General features: G+C 69.6%; 5 protein-coding genes and 1 pseudogene. 1 reads left to right on the top strand and 5 read right to left on the bottom strand.

Annotated features, from left to right (window positions below; all coding sequences use genetic code 11):
- Positions 1-128: pseudogene (locus FNH08_RS45615) on the top strand (hypothetical protein); the annotation flags it as partial.
- On the opposite strand, the gene FNH08_RS54265 reads toward FNH08_RS45615, so the two are convergent.
- The 5 genes from FNH08_RS54265 to FNH08_RS45590 form a co-directional block, all read right to left on the bottom strand.
- On the bottom strand, positions 92-1,234 hold the full coding sequence (locus FNH08_RS54265) for an ABC transporter permease (RefSeq protein WP_407704581.1): 1,143 nt from the start codon (positions 1,232-1,234) through the stop codon (positions 92-94). The pseudogene FNH08_RS45615 and the gene FNH08_RS54265 overlap by 37 nt on opposite strands.
- Positions 1,231-2,067 (bottom strand): ABC transporter ATP-binding protein, encoded by an 837-nt coding sequence (locus tag FNH08_RS45605; protein WP_152777500.1) that lies wholly within the window; start codon positions 2,065-2,067, stop codon positions 1,231-1,233. Before FNH08_RS45605 ends, FNH08_RS54265 begins: the two co-directional genes overlap by 4 nt.
- A gap of 4 nt (positions 2,068-2,071) precedes the next feature.
- Complete coding sequence (locus tag FNH08_RS45600; RefSeq protein ID WP_152777498.1) at positions 2,072-3,148, bottom strand: ABC transporter substrate-binding protein; 1,077 nt, start codon at positions 3,146-3,148, stop codon at positions 2,072-2,074.
- A 181-nt stretch (positions 3,149-3,329) separates the two neighbouring features.
- Positions 3,330-3,407, bottom strand: coding sequence for a putative leader peptide (locus FNH08_RS54260; protein WP_407704582.1), 78 nt, complete (start codon positions 3,405-3,407; stop codon positions 3,330-3,332).
- 102 nt (positions 3,408-3,509) lie between these two features.
- The gene (locus tag FNH08_RS45590; RefSeq protein WP_152777494.1) at positions 3,510-4,343 is read right to left on the bottom strand and encodes a sulfurtransferase; all 834 of its coding nucleotides are present in this window, start codon (positions 4,341-4,343) and stop codon (positions 3,510-3,512) included.
- Position 4,344: the final 1 nt, after the last annotated feature.

Here is a 4,344-nt window from a genome sequence, read left to right as displayed (position 1 = left end):
GCGGCCGGGCGGGCTGGAACATCGTCACCTCCGGCACCGTGAACGAGGCCCGCAACTTCGGGCAGGAGCAGCACCTGGACCACGGCCTGCGCTACGAGCGGGCCGGGGAGTTCGTGGAGGTCACCAGGAACTGGTTGAAGGCCACGCCGATGGCGGAGATCGTGATGATGCCCGCGTACATCTGCGGGATCGCGAAGTTGAACTGCGAGGCGTTGATCAGATAGCCGAGGCCCGCCTTGGCGCCGATCATCTCGGCGGCGACCAGCACCAGGATCGACACCGCTCCGGCCAGCCGGATGCCGGTGAACATCACCGGCACCGCGGACGGCAGGATGACCTTCTGGAACAGTCGGGGGGCGGACAGGTCCATCGACTTCGCCAGCTTCAGCAGGGTCGGGTCGACGTTGCGCACCGCGCTGATGGTGTTGAGCAGGATCGGCCAGGTGCACGCGTACACCACGATGGAGATCTTCGAGGTCTCGCCGATGCCCAGCAGCAGTACGAACACCGGCAGCAGGGCGAGCGCCGCGGTGTTGCGGAACACCTCCAGCAGCGGTCCCAGGAGGTCGGCGACCGGCCGGTACCAGCCGATCAGCAGACCCAGCGGCACGGCGACGGCCACGGCGAGACCGAATCCGCTGAACGAACGCACCAGGCTTGCCTGCGCGTTGTCCGCCAGCTGGCCGTTCGCGGCCAGCTCCCACCAGGCGTCGGCGACCTCACTGAACGGCGGCAGGAAGGTCCGGTCGACCAGGCCCAGCCGCGGCGCGGCCTCCCACAGCAGGAGCAGGGCCACGACGGCGACGGACTTGGTCGCCCCTTTCAGCAGCAGGGACGCCGCGCGGCGTCCCGCCCGGCGGACACCGGCGGTCAGGACACGTGCCCGGCGCCCGCCCGGAGACGGGGTCACCGCGGGCGGCGCGGTCACCGCGGGTGGGGCTGACGTGTCGGTCCCGGCGGGTGCGGTGGATCCGGCGGGTGTGGCGCCTGCCGGGGATTCGGCGGGAGCGGCGCCCGCGGCCGATTCGGTGAGTATGGCGGGTGGGTCGGATGCGGTGGGTGGGACGGTCTCGGCGGGTGCCACGGCTTCGGCGGGCGCCGCGCCGTCCGCCGGCTCGGCGGATGCCGCGGTCTCGCTGGTCGCGGTGCGGGAAGAGGCGGCGACGGCCTCCGTCCCGCCCGCGGAGCCCGGCAACGTGGTCTTCTCGGTGGTGGTGCCGGCTGTGGCGCTCATACGGAGGCCTCCTCCTTCTCCAACTGCTGGGCCCTGGCCACCTCGTCGTGCAGCAGCGACCAGATCTCGTGCCGGTGGCGGGCGAACTCGGGACTGGAGCGGATGTCGTCCGTCGCCGTACGGGAGCCGAGGGCGACCGGCACGATCTGCTTGATACGGCCCGGCCGCGAGGTCATGACGGCGACGCGCTGCCCCAGGTAGACGGCCTCGTCGATGCCGTGCGTGATGAAGACGACGGTCTTGCCGGTGCGCTCCCAGATGCGCAGCAGTTCGTCCTGGAGGGACTCGCGGGTCTGGGCGTCCAGTGCGGCGAACGGCTCGTCCATCAGCAGGACGTCCGGGTCGTAGGCGAGGCTGCGGGCGATCGCCACCCGCTGCCGCATCCCGCCCGACAGCTCGTGCGGATGGCGGTTCTCGAACCCGGAGAGACCCACCAGGTCCAGGAACTCCCTGGCACGTGCCGCACGTTGGCGCCGTGGGACGCCGGTGGCCTCCAGACCGAACTCGACATTGCCCTGCGCCGTGCGCCACGGCAGCAGCGCGTACTGCTGGAACACGATGCCGCGGTCGAGGCCGGGGCCGGTGACGGGTTCGCCGTCCAGCAGGATCCGCCCGCCCGTGGGCCGGGCGAGCCCGCCGAGCAGATCCAGCAGCGTCGACTTCCCGCAGCCGCTGGGTCCGACCAGGACGACGAACTCGCCGGCGGCTATCTCGAGGTCGATGCCGTCGAGGGCGGTGAACCTGCCGGCCCGCCGGGCCCCGGCACGGTCCGTGACGGTGAACTCCTTCCGTACGTCCTCGAACACGATCTTGGGTGTGCTGATGTCCGGCATGGGATCAACTCCCGCTGGTCGAGGCGGAGGAGGCATTGGGGGAGGCATTGGGGGAGGACTTGGAGGAGCCCGCCGCGTTGAACTCATTGGTGTAGAGGTCCGACAGCGTGACCTGGCCCTTCTGGATGTCGCCGCGCTCGACCAGCCAGTCGATCCACAGCTGCAGTTCCTTGCCGGTGATCCGGCCCGCCGTCTCGGCGACACCGAAGGACCGCCAGTACTTCAGCGGCCCGGGGTCCTCGTTGCGGCCGCGCTTCTTCACGATGTCCGTCATCCGGGCGATGACCTCTTCGCGCGGAGTGGAACGGGACCACTCGATGGCCCGTCCCACGGCGGTGACGAAGGTGCGGGCCGTGTCGGGGTTCTGCTTCAGGAACCGGTCCGTCATCACATAGGTGCCGGCGCTGAACGAGCCGAGCAGTTCGTAGTCCGTGAACAGCGCGCGAATACCGCCGGTTTCCAGGGCCTTGTCGCGCAGAATGCCGCCGAGTACGGCCACGTCGATCTGCTTCTGACGCAGCGTCTGTTCGGTGTTGACCGGCGGGACCACGAGCGGCTCGACCTTTTCGATCTCCGACTGGGACAGACCGCCTCTTTGCAAGTAGATGTCGAGCATCGCCTCGGAATGGGCCCCGAGGGTGTTCATTCCGACCTTCTTGCCGAGCAGGTCCTTGGCCGACCGTATGGGGCTGTCCTTGAGGACGTAGAACCCGTTGTACGCGTACTTGTCGGCGCCGTAGTAACTGATGACCGCCTTGATGGGGGCGTTGTTGGCGGCCAGTTTCACGACCGCGCCGTTGAAGGCGCCGCCGAAGTCGATCTCGCCCGTGGCCGCGGTCTGGATGTCCTGCGGTCCACTGATGGTGTTACCGACCCACTTCAGCTTCACGTCCTCCAGATAGCCGAGATCCTCGGCCAGCTCCGGCAAGGTCACCTGACCTGCCCAGCCCTGGTATCTGAGCGTCTTGGTCTGGCTCTTGGCCGCTGTGGCTCCGGAGGCGGACGTGCCGCAGCTCACGGCCACCGCCGAAAGACCGAGCAGAGAGAGGAACTGGCGTCGGGACGATGCCGTGGTGGCCATGGGAAAGGTCCTGTTCGAATCGGGGAGCGGCTGGTGCGATGCGTTCCGCCGTGAGCGCGCGAAGCCATGCCAAAGGCATGGCCGAAGCCGGAGAGCGGAAAAGGAACCTCAACAGGAATGACTGCGAGGAATGGTGACGAGGGAGCGGAAGTGAGCGCGAGAGAGCGGCGCCGTCAGTCGTTCAGCGGCCGACGGCACAGATGGCGCTGGCTTGACGTCGGAGATCGACGTGAAGCCGCGCGGCGAGGTTCTCGGACATGCTCACGGCCACGAGAGTCGCAGCGAAATTCGGCCACGTCAATGTCGCTTCCGGACGCGGCTCGCATTATCAAGTGTCCGACATGTGAGTGAAGTACTGCGTTCACAATGTCCAGGGAGTGAGGCAGAGGGCGGCGGGGATACCGGCGTGGGCGAGGGCGGCGATGGTGTGGGCGGCACTGATGCCGGAACCGCCGTGGACACCGACCTCGGTGGCGTCGTCGGCACCCAGCGCGGTGAAACGCAGCGCGAGTTCCTCGACGTCACGGAACGTGCCGTCGGGGGCCAGGTTGTCGCCGGTGGGGGCGGACAGGGCACCGGGGATGCGTCCGGCGCGGAATTCGGCGCGGAGTTCGGCCGGTTGGTTCTCGCTCCGGTGGCGCTCGGCGGGCCGGACGTCCAGCAGCACTCCGGTACGGGCCACGTCGGCCGCGGCGTCGGCGTCCAGTACGGGCAGGTGTCCCGGAGTCAGCACGATGTCGCCGGGCACGGGGAGATGCTCGGGCTCGCCGGTCTCGGTCGGCAGACCGGCCGCCCGCCAGGCGTCCAGGGCACCGTCCAGCAGGACGACGTGCTCGACACCGGCCCAGCGCAGCAGCCACCAGGCGCGGGCGGCCGCGGTGTTGCCCCGGTCGTCGTACACCACCACGGTACGGCCGACGGTGACACCCCAGCGCCGTGCGGCGTCCTGCAGCGCGGCGGGGTCGGGCAGCGGGTGGCGGCCCGCGTCCGGCGCGGGTGGGGCGGCGAGTTCGGTGTCGAGGTCGACGTACACCGCACCGGGGATGTGCTCTTTGAGGTAGCGCTCCCGCCCGTGCGGGTCGCCTTCCTCCCAGCGGACGTCGAGAAGGACGGGGGCGGGGCCGCCGGTCGCGGGGAGGGAGTGGAGTTCGGCGGCGGTGACGAGGACCGGGACGGTCTCGAACGCGGTGTGCATG

Origin of the sequence: Streptomyces spongiae (assembly GCF_009377185.1) — a bacterium.
Taxonomy (GTDB): Bacteria; Actinomycetota; Actinomycetes; order Streptomycetales; family Streptomycetaceae; genus Streptomyces; species Streptomyces spongiae.
Note: the sequence above shows the minus strand (reverse complement) of the source record. Positions and strands in the feature narration are given on the sequence as shown.

Coding starts and splice junctions, on each gene's coding strand:
- FNH08_RS54265 (WP_407704581.1), bottom strand. CDS start 1,234: ATGAGCGCCACAGCCGGCACCACCACCGAGAAGACCACGTTGCCGGGC.
- FNH08_RS45605 (WP_152777500.1), bottom strand. CDS start 2,067: ATGCCGGACATCAGCACACCCAAGATCGTGTTCGAGGACGTACGGAAG.
- FNH08_RS45600 (WP_152777498.1), bottom strand. CDS start 3,148: ATGGCCACCACGGCATCGTCCCGACGCCAGTTCCTCTCTCTGCTCGGT.
- FNH08_RS54260 (WP_407704582.1), bottom strand. CDS start 3,407: ATGTCCGAGAACCTCGCCGCGCGGCTTCACGTCGATCTCCGACGTCAA.
- FNH08_RS45590 (WP_152777494.1), bottom strand. CDS start 4,343: ATGCACACCGCGTTCGAGACCGTCCCGGTCCTCGTCACCGCCGCCGAA.